The organism is Pseudomonas sp. HMSC065H01, from assembly GCF_001815235.1.
Lineage (GTDB): Bacteria > Pseudomonadota > Gammaproteobacteria > Pseudomonadales > Pseudomonadaceae > Pseudomonas > Pseudomonas aeruginosa.
The window spans coordinates 214,816-230,354 of sequence record NZ_KV819908.1 but is presented as its reverse complement, the minus strand read 5'-3'; the positions used below and the strand labels follow the sequence as shown (position 1 = coordinate 230,354).

11 protein-coding genes, 1 tRNA gene and 1 pseudogene are annotated in these 15,539 nt (G+C 63.3%); 9 read left to right on the top strand and 4 right to left on the bottom strand.

Annotation, left to right across the window (positions count from 1 at the left end; genetic code table 11):
- The first annotated feature begins 20 nt into the window (after positions 1-20).
- Positions 21-96, top strand: a tRNA-Thr gene (locus HMPREF3014_RS23580).
- 51 nt (positions 97-147) lie between these two features.
- Here HMPREF3014_RS23580 and nadC read toward each other — a convergent pair.
- On the bottom strand, positions 148-996 hold the full coding sequence (nadC, locus tag HMPREF3014_RS23575; protein WP_003104915.1) for a carboxylating nicotinate-nucleotide diphosphorylase: 849 nt from the start codon (positions 994-996) through the stop codon (positions 148-150).
- 285 nt (positions 997-1,281) lie between these two features.
- Between nadC and HMPREF3014_RS23570 the strand changes: the two genes are divergently transcribed.
- The 7 genes and pseudogenes from HMPREF3014_RS23570 to HMPREF3014_RS23545 all read left to right on the top strand — a co-directional run bounded on the left by HMPREF3014_RS23570 (position 1,282) and on the right by HMPREF3014_RS23545 (position 9,454).
- Positions 1,282-3,537, top strand: a complete 2,256-nt coding sequence (locus HMPREF3014_RS23570) for a DUF1631 domain-containing protein (protein ID WP_003104913.1) — start codon at positions 1,282-1,284, stop codon at positions 3,535-3,537.
- 150 nt (positions 3,538-3,687) lie between these two features.
- Entirely contained in the window at positions 3,688-4,254 is a 567-nt protein-coding gene (gene ampD, locus HMPREF3014_RS23565; protein ID WP_023084738.1) for a 1,6-anhydro-N-acetylmuramyl-L-alanine amidase AmpD, read from the top strand.
- A complete protein-coding gene (gene ampE, locus HMPREF3014_RS23560) occupies positions 4,251-5,087 on the top strand; it encodes a regulatory signaling modulator protein AmpE (protein ID WP_003104909.1) in 837 nt (278 codons plus the stop codon). Before ampD ends, ampE begins: the two co-directional genes overlap by 4 nt.
- A 222-nt stretch (positions 5,088-5,309) precedes the next feature.
- Positions 5,310-6,440: pseudogene (locus HMPREF3014_RS35455) on the top strand (HAMP domain-containing protein); the annotation flags it as partial.
- Positions 6,441-6,584: 144 nt separating this feature from the next.
- Positions 6,585-7,298: a methyl-accepting chemotaxis protein gene (locus HMPREF3014_RS35450; RefSeq protein WP_369700134.1), complete on the top strand. Its 714-nt coding sequence runs from the start codon at positions 6,585-6,587 to the stop codon at positions 7,296-7,298.
- Between the two features lie 451 nt (positions 7,299-7,749).
- A complete protein-coding gene (locus HMPREF3014_RS23550) occupies positions 7,750-8,913 on the top strand; it encodes a type III PLP-dependent enzyme (protein WP_003094617.1) in 1,164 nt (387 codons plus the stop codon).
- A 115-nt stretch (positions 8,914-9,028) separates the two neighbouring features.
- A complete protein-coding gene (locus HMPREF3014_RS23545) occupies positions 9,029-9,454 on the top strand; it encodes a VOC family protein (protein WP_003094613.1) in 426 nt (141 codons plus the stop codon).
- Between the two features lie 55 nt (positions 9,455-9,509).
- Here the strand turns inward: HMPREF3014_RS23545 and HMPREF3014_RS23540 are convergent, their stop codons facing one another.
- From HMPREF3014_RS23540 to HMPREF3014_RS23530, 3 genes are all read right to left on the bottom strand, one after another.
- Complete coding sequence (locus HMPREF3014_RS23540) at positions 9,510-11,312, bottom strand: phosphoethanolamine transferase CptA (protein WP_003104902.1); 1,803 nt, start codon at positions 11,310-11,312, stop codon at positions 9,510-9,512.
- Between the two features lie 122 nt (positions 11,313-11,434).
- Complete coding sequence (locus HMPREF3014_RS23535; RefSeq protein ID WP_003145947.1) at positions 11,435-12,250, bottom strand: tetratricopeptide repeat protein; 816 nt, start codon at positions 12,248-12,250, stop codon at positions 11,435-11,437.
- A 2-nt stretch (positions 12,251-12,252) separates the two neighbouring features.
- Complete coding sequence (locus HMPREF3014_RS23530) at positions 12,253-12,933, bottom strand: Fe2+-dependent dioxygenase (RefSeq protein WP_003145945.1); 681 nt, start codon at positions 12,931-12,933, stop codon at positions 12,253-12,255.
- A 217-nt stretch (positions 12,934-13,150) separates the two neighbouring features.
- Between HMPREF3014_RS23530 and piuD the strand changes: the two genes are divergently transcribed.
- A complete protein-coding gene (piuD, locus tag HMPREF3014_RS23525) occupies positions 13,151-15,451 on the top strand; it encodes a TonB-dependent siderophore receptor PiuD (RefSeq protein WP_003104896.1) in 2,301 nt (766 codons plus the stop codon).
- Positions 15,452-15,539 lie beyond the last annotated feature (88 nt).

The following is a 15,539-nucleotide window of genomic DNA, read 5'->3' as shown; positions in this document are numbered from 1 at the left end:
ATGATAGTTTCCACGCCGCCGCCGGATTAGCTCAGTCGGTAGAGCAGCTCATTCGTAATGAGAAGGTCGGGGGTTCGATTCCTCTATCCGGCACCAGTCGCATAAAAAGCCCCGCTTCGGCGGGGCTTTTTTTCGCCTGCGATTCGTTCAGAGGGTGAGGCGCATGGACAGGTCGACAGCCCTGACGTCCTTGGTCAGGGTGCCGATGGAGATGTAGTCGACGCCGGTCTCGGCGATGTTGCGCAGGGTGCCCTCGTTGATTCCGCCGGAAGCTTCCAGCTTGGCACGGCCGGCGGTGAGGGCGACGGCGGTGCGCATGTCGTCCAGGCTGAGTTCGTCGAGCATGACGATATCGGCGCCGGCCTCCAGCGCCTGGCGCAGTTCATCGAGGTTCTCCACTTCCACTTCCACCGGCTTGCCGGGTGCTATGCGCCGGGCTTCGGCGATTGCCCGATCGATACCGCCGCAGGCGGCGATGTGGTTTTCCTTGATCAGGAAGGCATCGTAGAGGCCGATGCGATGGTTGTGGCAACCGCCGCAGGTGACCGCGTACTTCTGCGCCAGGCGCAGGCCGGGCAGGGTCTTGCGCGTGTCGAGGAGCTTCACCGCGGTGCCGGCGACCAGGTCGGCGTAGTGCTGGCTGCGGGTGGCGGTACCGGAAAGCAGCTGGAGGAAGTTCAGCGCGCTGCGCTCGCCGGTGAGCAGGGCGCGGGCCGGACCTTTTAGCTGGAACAGCATCTGGTTCGGCTCGACTCGCTGGCCGTCCTCCACCTGCCAGGTCACCAGCACTCGGGGATCGACCTGGCGGAAGACCTCGTCGACCCAGGCGCGGCCCGCGATCGTCGCGTGCTCGCGGGTAATCACCCGGGCCTCGGCCTCGCGCTGTGGATCGATCAACTGAGCGGTAAGGTCGCCGCCGCCGACGTCTTCCGCCAGGGCGGTGCGGACGTTGGCCTGGATTTCGCCTTGGAGGTCGGCAAGGGTGAGGTTAGGCATGGCGGGCTCCTATACGAGATCGGGCGATTATACGGAGCGCAGCGGACGGCGTCTGTGCCTGCCTGGGCGCCGGTCGGGACGGCCGCCATTCATCGGCCTTCGCTTGTGTGAAGAGAGTCATGTCTATAGGAAAACCCTCTATCTAGATTTGAAAGTATCTCTATAATGAATGTAGATACTTGTTTTTGACGCCTGGAAATTGACGTTACGGACGACGCCAATCGATCCTCTGTGCCCGATTTTTGCCATTCCATGCGCGGCCGCGAGGGTGGCAGGAGAGTCCCGATGCAGAACGATGCCAATGTGGTGCACCTGACCAGGGTCGCTTCCGAGCCGTCGCCGAACGCCGGAGCGGGGCGCCTGCCGGTCATCCTCGTGCAGGTGCGCGACAAGGCGGCGTTGCAGCTGAAACAGGCGTTGCAGGCGTTGTTCGACAACGCCGACGACACCCTCTTCGAAATGGCCGACCGAGCCACCAGCAACCTCGAACAGAACGCTTTCTTCGAAGCCATGCGCGACCTGCGCCTCAAGCGCAAGAGTATCGAGCGGGTCTACCTGCAGAAGGTCTTCGAGGAGTTCTCGGCGCTCAACCAGGTACAGTCCGGCAAATCCGTGCCGACCCTGGATACCGTGTCCTTCGATAGCCTCAGCCTGGTACAGAACGAGGAACTGGAGGAGTCCGTCGCGGTGGACGCGATGGTGGCGCGGGTGATGAGCCGCGATGCCACCGCGCTGGCCCACCTGAGCACCCGCCTGAACACCCTGGTCGGGCGGAAGGTCGACGAGAAGAGCAATCCCCTCGCTCCGCGTCCGCTGACCGCGGCTTTCCTCGATGCCTGCCAGGGGCTCGGCGTCGAGATCAAGGTCAAGCTGATCATTCTCAAGCTGTTCGAGAAGTACGTCCTGGCCCATTGCGACCAGTTGTACGCCGAGGCCAACCAGATCCTGGTCGCTGCGGGCGTGCTGCCGGAACTCAAATCCGCACTGCCGCGGCGTCAGCCCGCTGTCCGTCCCGAAGCGGTACGCGATGCCGGGACCCTGCAGGCACAGGCTGCGCTACTCGACGGCGGCCAGCAGGAAGTCTTCGGCGCGCTACAGGAACTGCTGGCGCAGGTCCGCGACAATCCTTCCTTCTACCGTCGCGAAACGCCTGAGAATGCCGCGCCGATTTCCAGCAACGACCTGATGCGCCTGCTTTCCCACCTGCAACAGCACTTGCCGGGCCCTGGCGCCGCGGAGTTCGACGTCCGCGACGGGGTCGACCAACTGCTCCAGCGGGTCAGCCACAAGAGCGGCCGTTCTCGGGTGGTCGGCCAGGTGGACGATGACGTCATCAACCTGGTGTCGATGCTGTTCGAATTCATTCTCGATGACCGCACCCTGCCTGACTCGCTGAAGGCCCTGATCGGTCGGATGCAGATCCCGATGCTCAAGGTGGCCCTGCTCGACAAGACCTTCTTCAGCCGCGGTAGCCATCCGGCGCGTCGCCTGCTCAACGAGATCGCATCCGCGTCGCTGGGCTGGGCCGAACACAATGATGCCCGGCGCGACAGCCTGTACCAGAAGATCGAACAGGTCGTGATGCGGCTGTTGAACGACTTTGTCGACGACCCGGCGATCTTCGCCGAGTTGCTGGAGGACTTCATTGCCTTCACCGGCGACGAGCGCCGCCGCAGCGAGCTCCTCGAGCAGCGCACCCGCGACGCCGAGGAAGGCCGCGCCAAGGCCGAACTGGCTCGTCAGGACGTGGAGCAGGTGCTGAACCAGCGACTGCTCGGCAAGGTCCTGCCGGAGGTGGTGGTGCGCCTGCTGCGGGATGCCTGGAGCAAGGTGATGCTGCTGATCTGCCTCAAGCATGGCAAGGCTTCGGCCGAGTGGCGGGAGGCCCTGGATACCATGGACGAGCTGATCTGGAGCGTCGGCCCGCATGACGATCCGCTGTCCCGCCAACAGTTGCTGGAGCGTGTGCCAGGCCTGCTCAAGGCGCTGCGCGAGGGATTGGCCAGCGCAGCCTTCGATCCGTTTTCCACCGGAGAATTCTTCAGCCAGCTGGAAACCCTGCATGTCCAGGGTCTGCAGCGCGACAAGCGCGGCGAGGCGGCGGTCGCGGACAGCCCCCTGCTCGACGAAGCGAGCCCGGGCACGGCCGCGGAAAAGCCCCGGGCGCCGGTCATGCTGCGGGTGGTCGAGGAAATCGTCCTGACCTCGCCGGACGCCGCCCCGGCGCCTGTCGAGAGCGAAGTGCGCCTGCCGGACAACGACGAGGCACTGCTGCGGGTCGATGCGCTGCGTGTCGGCAGTTGGGTGGAGATCCAGGAGGACGCCGAGCACAAGCTGCGCTGCAAGCTGGCGGCAGTGATCCGGCCCACCGGTCGCTACATCTTCGTCAATCGCACCGGGATGAAGGTCCTGGAAAAGACCCGCATGGGCCTGGCGGTGGAGTTTCGCCGGCAGGCGGTACGCCTGCTGGACGATGCCTTGCTGTTCGACCGGGCCCTGGAGTCGGTGATCGGCAACCTGCGGCGCCTCAAGGGCGCCTAGCCGCTTCTCGAGGACCCGGCGGATGCCGGGTCTTTTCGTTCTTGCGGGTAATACCTTTCCTCGAAGCATGTCGAAGCGGCCGATCCAGAGCCCGCCTGATCGTCATTCCGGCGCCGCTGGATTAGAGTGGGGGCTCGTTCAGGAGCCCGTATGCATTTCGATTCCGTTACCGGCTGGGTCCGTGGCGTCCGCCACTGCCCTTCACCGAATTTCAACCTGCGTCCGCAAGGGGACGCGGTGTCGCTGCTGGTCATCCACAATATCAGCCTGCCGCCGGGACAGTTCGGCACCGGCAAGGTCCAGGCGTTCTTCCAGAATCGCCTGGACCCGAACGAACATCCCTATTTCGAGGAGATCCGCCACCTGACGGTTTCCGCGCATTTCCTCATCGAACGCGACGGCGCCATCACCCAGTTCGTCTCCTGTCACGACCGCGCCTGGCATGCCGGGGTTTCCTGCTTCGACGGTCGCGAGGCGTGCAACGACTTCTCCCTTGGCATCGAACTGGAGGGGACCGACACGGAACCGTACACGGACGCGCAGTACACTGCCCTGGTCGGGCTGACGCGGCTGTTGCGTGCGGCCTTCCCGGCGATCACCCCGGAACGCATCCAGGGCCACTGCGATATCGCCCCGGAGCGCAAGACCGATCCCGGCGAGGCTTTCGACTGGTCGCGCTACCGCGCCGGATTGACCGATTCCAAGGAGGAAACATGACGTTCCTGGTGTTGCTGCTGGCCCTTGCGCTGGAGAAGTTCTCCGGCTGGCGCCGGCGTATCCAGCGCGATGGCGCCTGGCTCGCCTGGTTGGGCCTGGTCGAGGACCTGCCCTCGGTGTCCCGCCGCTCCTGGCTGGGGCTGCTGCTCGCGGTGGTCCTGCCGTTGCTGCCGCTGGCCCTGTTGCTGACATTGCTGCAGCCGTTGGCCTATGGCTGGCTGAGCCTTCCGCTGCATCTTCTGGTGGTGGTCTACAGTCTCGGCCGCGGCGACGTCATGGCCGACCTCGGGCCGTTCCGCGACGCCTGGCGGCGCGAGGAGGCCCAGGCTGCCTTCCATGTCGCCGAACGCGATCTGGGGATCCTGGGCGGCAGCGAGAGCGAACTGATCGGCCGGGTGCACGGCCATCTGCTCTGGCAGGGCTACCAGAGCTTCTTCGCAGTGATCTTCTGGTATGCCTTGCTCGGCCCGGTGGCGGCCCTGGCCTATCGCCTGCTGGCACTGGCGCTGGAGCACGCCCGCCAGCCGGCGTTGCGCGAACAGGCGGCGCGCGTCCGGCATATCCTCGACTGGTTGCCGGTGCGTGCGCTGGTGCTGAGCTTCGCCCTGGTCGGCAACTTCCTCGCGGTTATCCGCGTGCTGCTGCACTGGCTGCTGGCCTGGGACATCTCGGCGGCCGCGCTGCTGGGCAAGGCCGGACGGGTCGCCAGCGATGTCGAAGCGGTCGAACTGGGTGCCGCCGGCGTCGCCAGCCTGGATGCGCTCTGGCAATTGCTGGTGCGCGCGGCCGTGCTCTGGTACGCCGTGTTCGCCTTCTGCGCGCTGTTCCTCTGAGCGCAGCGACGGGGAATCCGCCTGCGATTCCCCGTTAACCTTAAGTTACAGAACACCAGGCCGATATCGGGTACACAGGTGAACGTGTCCGCATGATTTCGAAAGGCCATTACCGAGCGGACTCCGTGCGTCAATGTCGCCACGCGGCGGCATCTCTCAGAACGATAAGAACAATCAGGAGACGTCTGGGTGAAGACCGTACTCTATCCCGCCATCGCGCTGATGAACCGGCTCAGCTTCGGCATGAAGTTCGGCCTGATCAGCGTGCTGTTCTTCCTGCCGCTGCTGATCACCAGCTTCTATCTGGTGCGCGATGCCTATCGCCAGTTCAGCGACACCCGGATCGAACTGCAGAGCTTGACGCTGCTGGGTAGCGGACTTCAGATCCGGCGTAGCCTGGAGTCCCTCAACGATCTGTTGCAGATCAATGCGGTCATCGGCCAGTCCGGCAAGGCCGGCGATCTGGAAGCGCGCATCGCGGACGTCCAGAAGGGGCTGCGCGGGCGGCTCGAGGCGCTGGCGCCGCTCAGCGAGGATGGTGCGGCGGTAGCCGAATTCGAGGCCCAGCGCGACCGGTTGCTCAACGGCTTGCAGGCCGTGGAGGCCGAAGGGTCCCTGCAGGGCAAGGGCGCACGGGCGGAGAAGCTGCTCGGTAGCGCACAGGTATTCATCAAGTTGCTCATCGCCCAGGCCGGGCTCAGCCAGGACAGCCAGCGCCAGGTGCGCCAGCTCAGCGAGCTGGTCGGCTCGATAACGCCGGAGGTGACGGCGGCCATCAGCAAGGGGCGCGCCATCGGCGCCTACTCCCTGGGCCAGGGTTTCCTCAATTCGTCCTCCAGCGCGCGGCTCGACGAACTGCTGCTGGAGTTCGAGAAACTGCATGGCGAGTATGGCCTGAAGCTGCAGGAGTCCCTGGCCGGCAGCCCACAGCTGCTCGAGGAGGCCGCCCAGGCCAGTCGCGAGACCCTGAAGAGCCTGGGGCAGTTGTTCGAGGACCGGGTGATCGTGGCCGAGACGCTGGATACCCCGTGGACGCAGTTCTACGATCAGGTCAGCGCGGCGATGGACAAGACCTACCAGCTCGACGACGCCGTTCTCGGCTATCTCGATACCCAGTTGCAAAAGCGCCTGCAACAGGTGCGCACGCAGATGCTGTTGCTAGTCGCCGCGCTGGCCGTGGTTTTTGCCGCAATCCTATACCTCTACGGCGGTTTCTACGTTTCCACCCGTGCCACCCTGAAGGATCTCGGGCGAATGATGGAGCGCGTCGCCGGCGGCGACATGACGGTCAGCTTCCAGGCCCGCAGCCGTGACGAGCTGGGCGAGCTGGGACAATCGTTCAACGAATCGGTGGCGAAGATCCACGACCTGATCGAGCGGGTCAGCCAGACCGTCGGCGAGGTCGAGCGGCAGACCCTCCGCGTCGAGTCGGTGTCGGCCGAAAGCAACCAGGCGGTAGCCGGGCAACGCAGCCAGATCGAGCAGGTGGCCACGGCGATGAACCAGATGGCCGCTACCGCCCAGGAAGTGGCGCGCAGCGCGGCGATGGCGGTGAGCAGCGCGAACAGCGTGAACCAGGAAACCCTCAGCGGGCGCAGCCTGGTCGAGTCGCAGGTGGGTAGCATCCAGCGCCTGGCCGGCGAGATTGACCAGTCGGTGGCGGCGATCAATCGCCTGGCCAGTGACAGCGCCTCGATCAGCCAGGTGCTGGATGTGATCAAGGGCATCGCCGAACAGACCAACCTGCTGGCGCTCAATGCGGCGATCGAGGCCGCTCGTGCCGGGGAGCAGGGGCGCGGTTTCGCGGTGGTGGCCGACGAGGTGCGCACGCTGGCCAAGCGCACCCAGCAATCCACTGCCGAGATCGAACAGATGATCCTGCGCCTGCAGGGCGGCGTCGATGCGGCGGTGAAGGCGATGGGCAGCAGCCACCATACCGCCGATGGCACGGTCAACGAGTCGGCGCAGGTGCAGCAGGCACTGGAGAATATCCTCGGCGCGGTGGGCATGATCGTCGACCAGAACCAGCAGATCGCCGCCGCCGCCGAGCAACAGACCGCCGTGGCCCACGATATCGACCAGAACATCGTCGAGATCAACCAGGCCGGCGAGCGCACCGCGGAAGGCGCCAGCCAGACCGAACGGGCCAGCCGCGAACTGGGCGCCCAGGTGACCCAGCTGAAACGCCTGATCGGCGCGTTCCGGGTGTAGGCGCAAGGCCTGCGCGGGACGTTTTTCGTCCATCCGATTGAACGCTGGGCGGACGGGGACATTCCACTGTCATGCACATGGGGTAAAGGCTGAGCAGGTCAATCCGGCGGTGCGACAGGCGGAGGCGAAATCGCGGCATTTTTTTATTGATCTCGCGTCCCCTTGGTCCTAAAGTTCGCGCCCGAACGTCCATGCTGGAAACGATCCATCCGGCTCAAGTACTGACGACGAGAGATCGCCTTGTGGCAAGGCGACGTCCGCTGCTCAAGCGGCCAGGTCGTCGCGCGGGACACGCGCGCGACCTACCAGGATGAACAGGCGGTGGCTGCCGGCAGGCAGGTGATACTCGGCGACATGCCTTGGGAAGTAGGCGAACCAAAGTGGGGAAACGGATTAGACGTTCAGCTTCACCCCTACGAATCCATGTGTTTTGCCATTGGGAGTCCCAACCATGTCCATCAAGGTCGAGGATTATTTCGCCCCTGAAACCTTCCAGCGCATGAAGGCCTTCGCCGACAAGCAGGAAACCCCCTTTGTAGTCATCGACAAGCAGACCATCGCCGATGCCTACGACCAACTGACCGACTGCTTCCCCTTCGCCAGGATCTACTACGCGGTGAAGGCCAATCCCGCTACCGAAATCACCGAGCTGCTGCGCGACAAGGGTTCGAACTTCGATATCGCCTCGATCTACGAACTGGACAAGGTGATGAAGACCGGCGTCGGTCCGGAGCGCATCAGCTACGGCAACACCATCAAGAAATCCAAGGACATCCGCTACTTCTACGAGAAGGGCGTGCGCCTGTTCGCCACCGACTCCGAAGCCGACCTGCGCAACATCGCCAAGGCCGCTCCCGGCGCCAAGGTCTACGTGCGTATCCTCACCGAGGGCTCGACTACCGCAGACTGGCCGTTGTCGCGCAAGTTCGGCTGCCAGACCGACATGGCCATGGACCTGCTGATCCTGGCCCGCCAGCTGGGCCTGGAGCCCTACGGCATTTCCTTCCACGTCGGTTCGCAGCAGCGCGACATCTCGGTGTGGGACGCGGCGATCGCCAAGGTCAAGGTGATCTTCGAGCGCCTGAAGGAAGAAGACGGCATCGTCCTGAAGATGATCAACATGGGCGGCGGCTTCCCGGCCAACTACATCACCAAGACCAACGACCTGGAAACCTATGCGGAGGAGATCATCCGCTTCCTCAAGGAGGACTTCGGCGACGACCTGCCGGAAATCATCCTCGAGCCGGGCCGTTCGCTGATCGCCAATGCCGGCATCCTGGTCAGCGAAGTGGTGCTGGTCGCCCGCAAGTCGCGGACCGCCGTGGAGCGCTGGGTCTATGCCGACGTCGGCAAGTTCTCCGGACTGATCGAAACCATGGACGAGTCGATCAAGTTCCCGATCTGGACCGAGAAGCAGGGCGAGATGGAAGAGGTGGTGATCGCCGGCCCGACCTGCGACAGCGCCGACATCATGTACGAGCACTACAAGTATGGCCTGCCGCTGAACCTGGCGAGCGGCGACCGCCTTTACTGGCTGTCTACCGGCGCCTACACCACCAGCTACAGTGCGGTGGAGTTCAACGGCTTCCCGCCGCTGAAGGCGTTCTACCTCTAGCGCAGTCGCCTCTGCTACGAAGAGCCCCGCCTCGGCGGGGCTTTTTCATGTCGCTCTGGAAGCCTCGCGGCGCTCGTGTCAGCCTTGTTCGACAACCCATGACAAGGACGCCGACATGACAGGCAATGGTGTTTCCCTGGTGACCCTCGGGGTCGCCGATCTGGCCCGCTCCTCTCTCTACTACCAGGCGCTGGGCTGGCAGCCCTCTTCGGACGGCAACGAGCAGGTGGTATTTCTCAAGGGCCGCAACCTGGTCCTCGGCCTCTACGGACGCAGCGCCCTCGCCGAGGATGCGCAGGTGGAAGATCGCCCGACCGGCTTCGCGGCTATCACCCTGGCCTGCAACTGCGCCTCGCGGGACGAGGTGGACCGTCTGTTCTCCGCAGCTACGGCGGCCGGCGGGCAGGCGACCAAGATGCCGCAGGAAGTGTTCTGGGGTGGCTACTCCGGATATGTCGCCGACCCGGATGGACACCTTTGGGAAATTGCCTACAACCCGTTCTGGCCGTTCGACGAGCAGGGCAACCTGGTCTTGCCCTGAGGGCGCTACGGATGGAAAAACGCCCCGCTCGGCGGGGCGCATTCCTTGGCGGCGGTCAGCCTTCGTTCGGCTGGCGGGACGGTGCGCGCGGCGTCGTTGGCGCGGGTCGTCCGGCCTGGGCTACCTGCTGCCCGGCGTCGGCCTTGTCCAGCGGCAGCTTGTCGAAGTCGCGCAAGCCATTGTGGGCATAGGGGTTGCCGATCCAGCGGACTTCATGCTGGAAGTCGTTGCTCACCAGGCTCTTGGTCGGATCGAAGAGGTCATAGTTGAGGCCGGCGAGGTCGGACCAGGTATGGATCAGGTCTTCGCTGCTGTAGCGTCGGTCGACCAGGGCCTGCAGGTCGCGCGGATGGGTCTGCTGCCAGCTGGGCGAAGTCCAGACCAGGAAGGGCACGGTGTACATGCCGCGGGTCGGGTCGCCTTCGTTGCGGCCGAGACGGTCGTGCGGGGCTTCGTCGAAGACTTCCTCGCCATGGTCCGAGAGGTAGACCAGGAAACCGTTCGGATCGCTGTTGGCGAAGCCCTTGATCAGGCTGGAGACCACGTAGTCGTTGTACAGCACGGCGTTGTCGTAGCTGTTGTAGACCTCCACCTGGTCATCGCTGAGGGCCGCCGGGGCGCCCTGGCGGTCGACGAAGCGAGCGTAGTCGGCGGGATAGCGGTACTTGTAGTTCATGTGGGTGCCGAGCAGATGGACCACGATGAATTTCTTCGGCGCCGGGTCGTCCAGCACCTTGGCGAAGGGCGCCAGCACCGCGCCGTCCAGCTGGCTGGCGTTCTGGCTGCGCTGGTTGTTCAGGTAGAACTGCGCATCGGTCTGCTGGGCGAAGGTCGTCAGCATGGTGTTGCGCTTGGTCATGGTCTGCTGGTTGGTGATCCAGAAGGTCTTGTAGCCGGCCTGCTTCATCAGGTTCATCAGCGACGGATCGGTGAGGAAGCGGTCGGGATGCTCCTGGTCAGCGAACGTCAACACCTGCTGCAGCACCTCGATGGTGTATGGCCGCGACGCCACCACGTTGTTGAATACCGTGAGGTTCCGGTTCGCGGCCTTCAGTGCGTCCAACTGCGGGGTCGTTTCGCGTGGATAGCCGTAGAGGCTCATGTGCTTGCGCGACGTGGATTCGCCGATCACCAGGACCAGCGTGCGTGGCGTATCGCCATTGGCATCGACGAGGTTCTTCAGCGGCGGTAGGGCCGCGTTCTTTTGCAACAGCGCCTGCATGCTGCCCAGTTGCTGGCGGTATTGCTGGTAGCCGATCAGCAATTGCCAGGGCACCGCCGGTTCCATGCGCGCCTGGACCTTGTCCAGGGCTTCGTCGAAGGGTCGGCCCTGGCTGACCAGTTGCTTGTAGAACGGATAACCGATGGTCGCGACGATCAGCAGCACCGCCACCGGCAGGGCGCTGAAGCGCGGCAGGTAGACCGGGCGCAGGCGGCGCCAGAGGAGGATGGCGACCAGGCTGTAGAGCACCAGGCCGAGGGTCATCCAGGGGTTGAAGTACTGGCTGAAATATTCGCTGGCCTCGGCGGTGTTCGACTCGAACATCACGAAGATCACGCTTTGCGAGAATTCCTGGTGATAGATGCCGAAATAGCTCAGGCCGACCAGCGAGGCGGCCCACAGCACCAGCCCGATGACGGCGGCCAGCGGCTTGGTCCAGCGCGGGAACAGCAACACCGGCGCAAGCCAGATGGTGCTCAGCACCATGGCGTTGCGGAAACCGGAGAAACCGCTGTTGCCGGAGGTCAGCAGGAGCAGTTGGGTGATGCCGGAGAAGAACCAGAAGAACAGGAACAGCCAGCCCAGGCCGGCCCAGTCGATGCGATTGCGCGTAACGCTTGGTGGAGTGGGGGACACGATAGCCTCGTACGATGGACCGGAGGCGCGATCGTCGCTCGCCTCGATGAAGCGGCGAGGGTAGGGAAAGGCTTGTCAAAAAAGTGTTATGTGGGTGTGAACAAAGGGTTGGGCGTTGTTCGTCAGACGGGCAGTCGTGCGTACCCGTGACGTTCGAGCGCCTGTTCCAGAGCCTCTCGATCGGTGTCGTCGCCCAACTGCGCCGCGCGTCGGTAGTAGGCCAGCGCCAGGCTGCGGAATGGCGGGTGGGCCGACTGCTCCAGGCCATGGCGGGCACTGCGCAGGAAGTTCAGGTTGCCGCCTTCGAGGGCACGCCGGAGCCAGGTTTCGGCTTCGGCATGGCGGCCCGAGGCGCTGAGCATCGCGGCGTGGCTGAACTGGCCGCGAAAATCGCCGCCCTCGGCGGAACGTCGATACCAGTGCGCAGCTTGCGCCAGGTCGCGAGCGACCACCAGGCCTTCTTCGTGGTAGCGCCCCACCAGGTTCATCGATTTGGCGTGGCCCTGCTCGGCCGCTTGCCGATACAGCGCATAGGCGCGCGGCTGGTCCTGGGGCACGCCGCGGCCGGTGGCGTGGAGATTGGCCAGGTTGTAGCGGGCCCAGTCAAGGCCGGCCTGGGCGGCGATCCGATAGTGGACGGCTGCCGCGGCTGGATCCGCCGGGCCGCCCCAGCCATGTTCAAGACAGCGAGCGAGCATATTGCGCGCCATTGCGTGGCCGCGTTCGGCGGCGATCGTGAACCAGGTCCGCGCCAGGCTCGGGTCGCGCTGGATGCCTTGGCCGTCCAGAAGGATCTGTCCGAGCAGGGCCTGGGCTTCCGTCAGGCCCTCGCGCGCAGCGCCGAGGATGGCCTGGGCAACCTCGCCCGGGGTACCGGCCAGTTGTGCGGCGAAACCTTCGGCGTCCAGCGCTTCGTGACGAAGCAGCAGGTGGCGCATGTTCAGAGTTCCGACCAGCGCCGCAGGAGATTGTGGTAGGTACCGGTGAGGCGGATCAGCGAGGGGTGGTCGGGGACGTCGCGGGTGAGTCGCTGGATCGACTGGTCCATTTCGAATAGCAGGGTGCGCTGGCTGTCTTCGCGGACCAGGCTCTGGGTCCAGAAGAACGAGGCGTAGCGCGCGCCGCGGGTGACCGGATTGACCTTGTGCAGGCTGGTGCCGGGGTAGAGCACCAGATCGCCGGCGGGCAGCTTCACCTGTTGCAGGCCGTAGGTGTCCTGGATCACCAGTTCGCCGCCGTCATAGTCCTCCGGGTCGCTGAAGAAGAGGGTCGAGGACAGGTCGGTACGGACCCGCTCGCGGCCGCCATGGATGTCGCGCACGGCGTTGTCGATGTGGAAGTCGAACGAGCCCCCGCCGGTATAGCAGTTGAACAGCGGCGGGAAGACCTTGAGCGGCAGGGCGGCGGACATGAACAGGGGATGGTTCCACAGGCGCTGCAGCATGGCTTCGCCGATCTCCCGGGCCAGCGGGTGGTCCTGCGGCAGTTGCAGGTTGTGCTTGGCCTTGGCCGATTGGTAGCCGGCGGTCGCCTTGCCGTCGGCCCATTCCGCCTGCTCCAGGGCTGCGCGGATCCGGGAGACTTCCTCGGCGGTGAAGATGGCGGGAATATGCAGCAACATGGCGCTGTCCATGAAGGCGAAATGATTGCCAATGATATTGATTTGCATTGGCCATGTAAAACCGCCAAATGTTCCAGACGAGCGAGATGGGAAAAAATGTAATGAGAAAATTGTAAAGAATGTAAATTCCTGTCGAATGCGAATCCGTAATAATTGATAACAATTCTGATCTGCAATAAATTCCGCGACCTTCACAGCTCCCGGGGAGGGGTTTCGAATGTCGCGTCAGTCCACGGATACCGCCGTTTCTTCGCAACGTCTGCTGGCTTCGGCCATCGGTGTGGCCATCACCGCCATCGCCGCACCGCAGGCAGCCCACGCCGACGAGGCCGGGCAGAAAAAGACCGACAAGGACCGCGTACTGTCGCTGGATGCGGCCACCATCGTCGGCGAGCAGCAGGACGAAACCACCTACAACGTCGACCGCTCGGCGTCGAAGAAGTACACCGCGCCGCTCTTGGATACGCCGCGCTCCGTCACGGTAGTACCAAAGCAGGTGATCAAGGATACCGCCGCCGTGTCTCTCCAGGATGCACTGCGTACCGTTCCAGGTATTACCTTTGGCGCGGGCGAGGGCGGCAATCCCACCGGTGACCGGCCATTCATTCGCGGCTTCGATGCGCAAAGCGATACTTACGTCGATGGTGTACGCGATACTGGTGCACAGACCCGCGAGATCTTCAACCTTGAGCAGATCGAGGTCAGCAAGGGCCCTAACTCGGCATTCGGAGGACGGGGCTCGGCCGGCGGCAGCCTCAATCTCGTCAGCAAGCAGGCCAAGGCTGGGAACTTCATCGATGGAGGCTTCACCTATGGTTCTGACCAGACTCGCCGCTACACCCTGGACCTCAACCAGGAATTCCTCGATGGCAATGCGGCATTCCGGCTGAATCTTCTCAAGCACGATGCCAATGTCGCGGGCCGCGATGAAGTCGATGTCAGTCGCTGGGGCGTAGCGCCGTCGCTCACCTTCGGTCTTGGCTCGCCGACCCGAGTGACCGTCAGCCATTATCACCTGGAAAGTGACGATACCCCGGATTCGGGCATTCCCTATGCCAAGAGTAGCGATCGCAGCAAGCACAATCCGGACAAACCGGTGAATGTCGATCGAGGCAATTTCTATGGGCTGACGGGGCGCGATTTCCAGAAGAGCCGCATCGATACCAGTACCATCACCGTTGAGCATGATCTGACTGACAGCCTCACTATTCGCAATACCTCGCGTTACGGCAACAGTCATCAGGACTATCTGTGGACACAACCGGATGACAGCCAGGGCAACATCAACAATGGCTCGGTCTGGCGCCGCCAGAACAATCGGGTAAGTACCACCACCACAGCAGTCAACCAGACTGACCTGTTTGGAGAGTTCTACCTGGGTGGCTTCAAGAACAGCTTCAGCACCGGCCTGGAGTTCAGCCGAGAAGACAGCAAGCGCGATGGGTATACCGTCGATACCAATACCGGCCTGGGCAGCAACAAGTGCAATCCATCGCTGATCGGGGCGCCTAGCGGCTATAACTGCACTAGTCTGGAAAATCCCAATCCGCACGATCCATGGAATGGCAGTATTACCCGGAAATATGCGCCGCTGAATACGGTCGGCACCACCAAGGCAATATATGCGTTCGACACCATCGACCTGAACGAGCAGTGGCAGGTCAATATTGGCGCGCGCTTCGATAGTTTCGAAACTACGGCGAAGAACCACGGTGTAAGACCCGCTACCAAACTCAGCGACAAGTCGAGCTTCTGGAACTGGCAGGCAGGCTTGGTGTGGAAGCCTGTACCCAACGGCAGCATCTATGCGTCCTACGCCACTTCGGCTACGCCGCCGGGTAGCATGCTCGATAATGGGGATACCTCGAATGCTGTCGACGGGTTCGCCATCAGCAACAACCTTGAGCCGGAAGAAACCACGAACTACGAGCTTGGTACCAAGTGGGCTTTCTTCAACGAGCGGCTGGAGCTGAGTGCCGCGATCTTCCGCACCGACAAGGACAATACCCGCATCCTGGTCGCCAACCAGACCTACGACAACGCCGGACAATCCCGCGTCGACGGCGTGGAGTTGAGCGCCAGCGGCAAGCTGACCGAGAAGTGGAAGGTGTTCGCGGGCTACAGCTACCTGGACAGCGAGTTGGTCGATGCCGGTAAGGCTGGGCGTAACGGCAATGTGAACGCATCGGCGGCTTCCAACAACGGCAACGAGATGCCAAATACGCCGAAGAACAGCTTCAGTCTCTGGACCACCTATGACATCTTCCCGAAGACCACCATCGGCGGCGGGGCTTTCTATGTCGACAAGGTCTATGGCGACGTTGGCAATACCGTCTATGTCCCCGATTACTGGCGCTATGACGCAATGGCCAGCTACAAACTGAGCAAGAACGTCGATTTCCAGTTGAACGTGCAGAATGTGTTCGACAAGAAGTACTTCGACAAAGCCTATGCGGCGCACTATGCGTCCCAGGCCGCTGGAAGGACGATACTGTTCAGCACCAACTTCCACTTCTGACAGCCGCTCTCGCTCCCCACGAAAGCCCCATTCCCTCTACGGGATGGGGCTTTCCCGCATCCAGGTGGGTAAATAGAGCGTAAAGAAC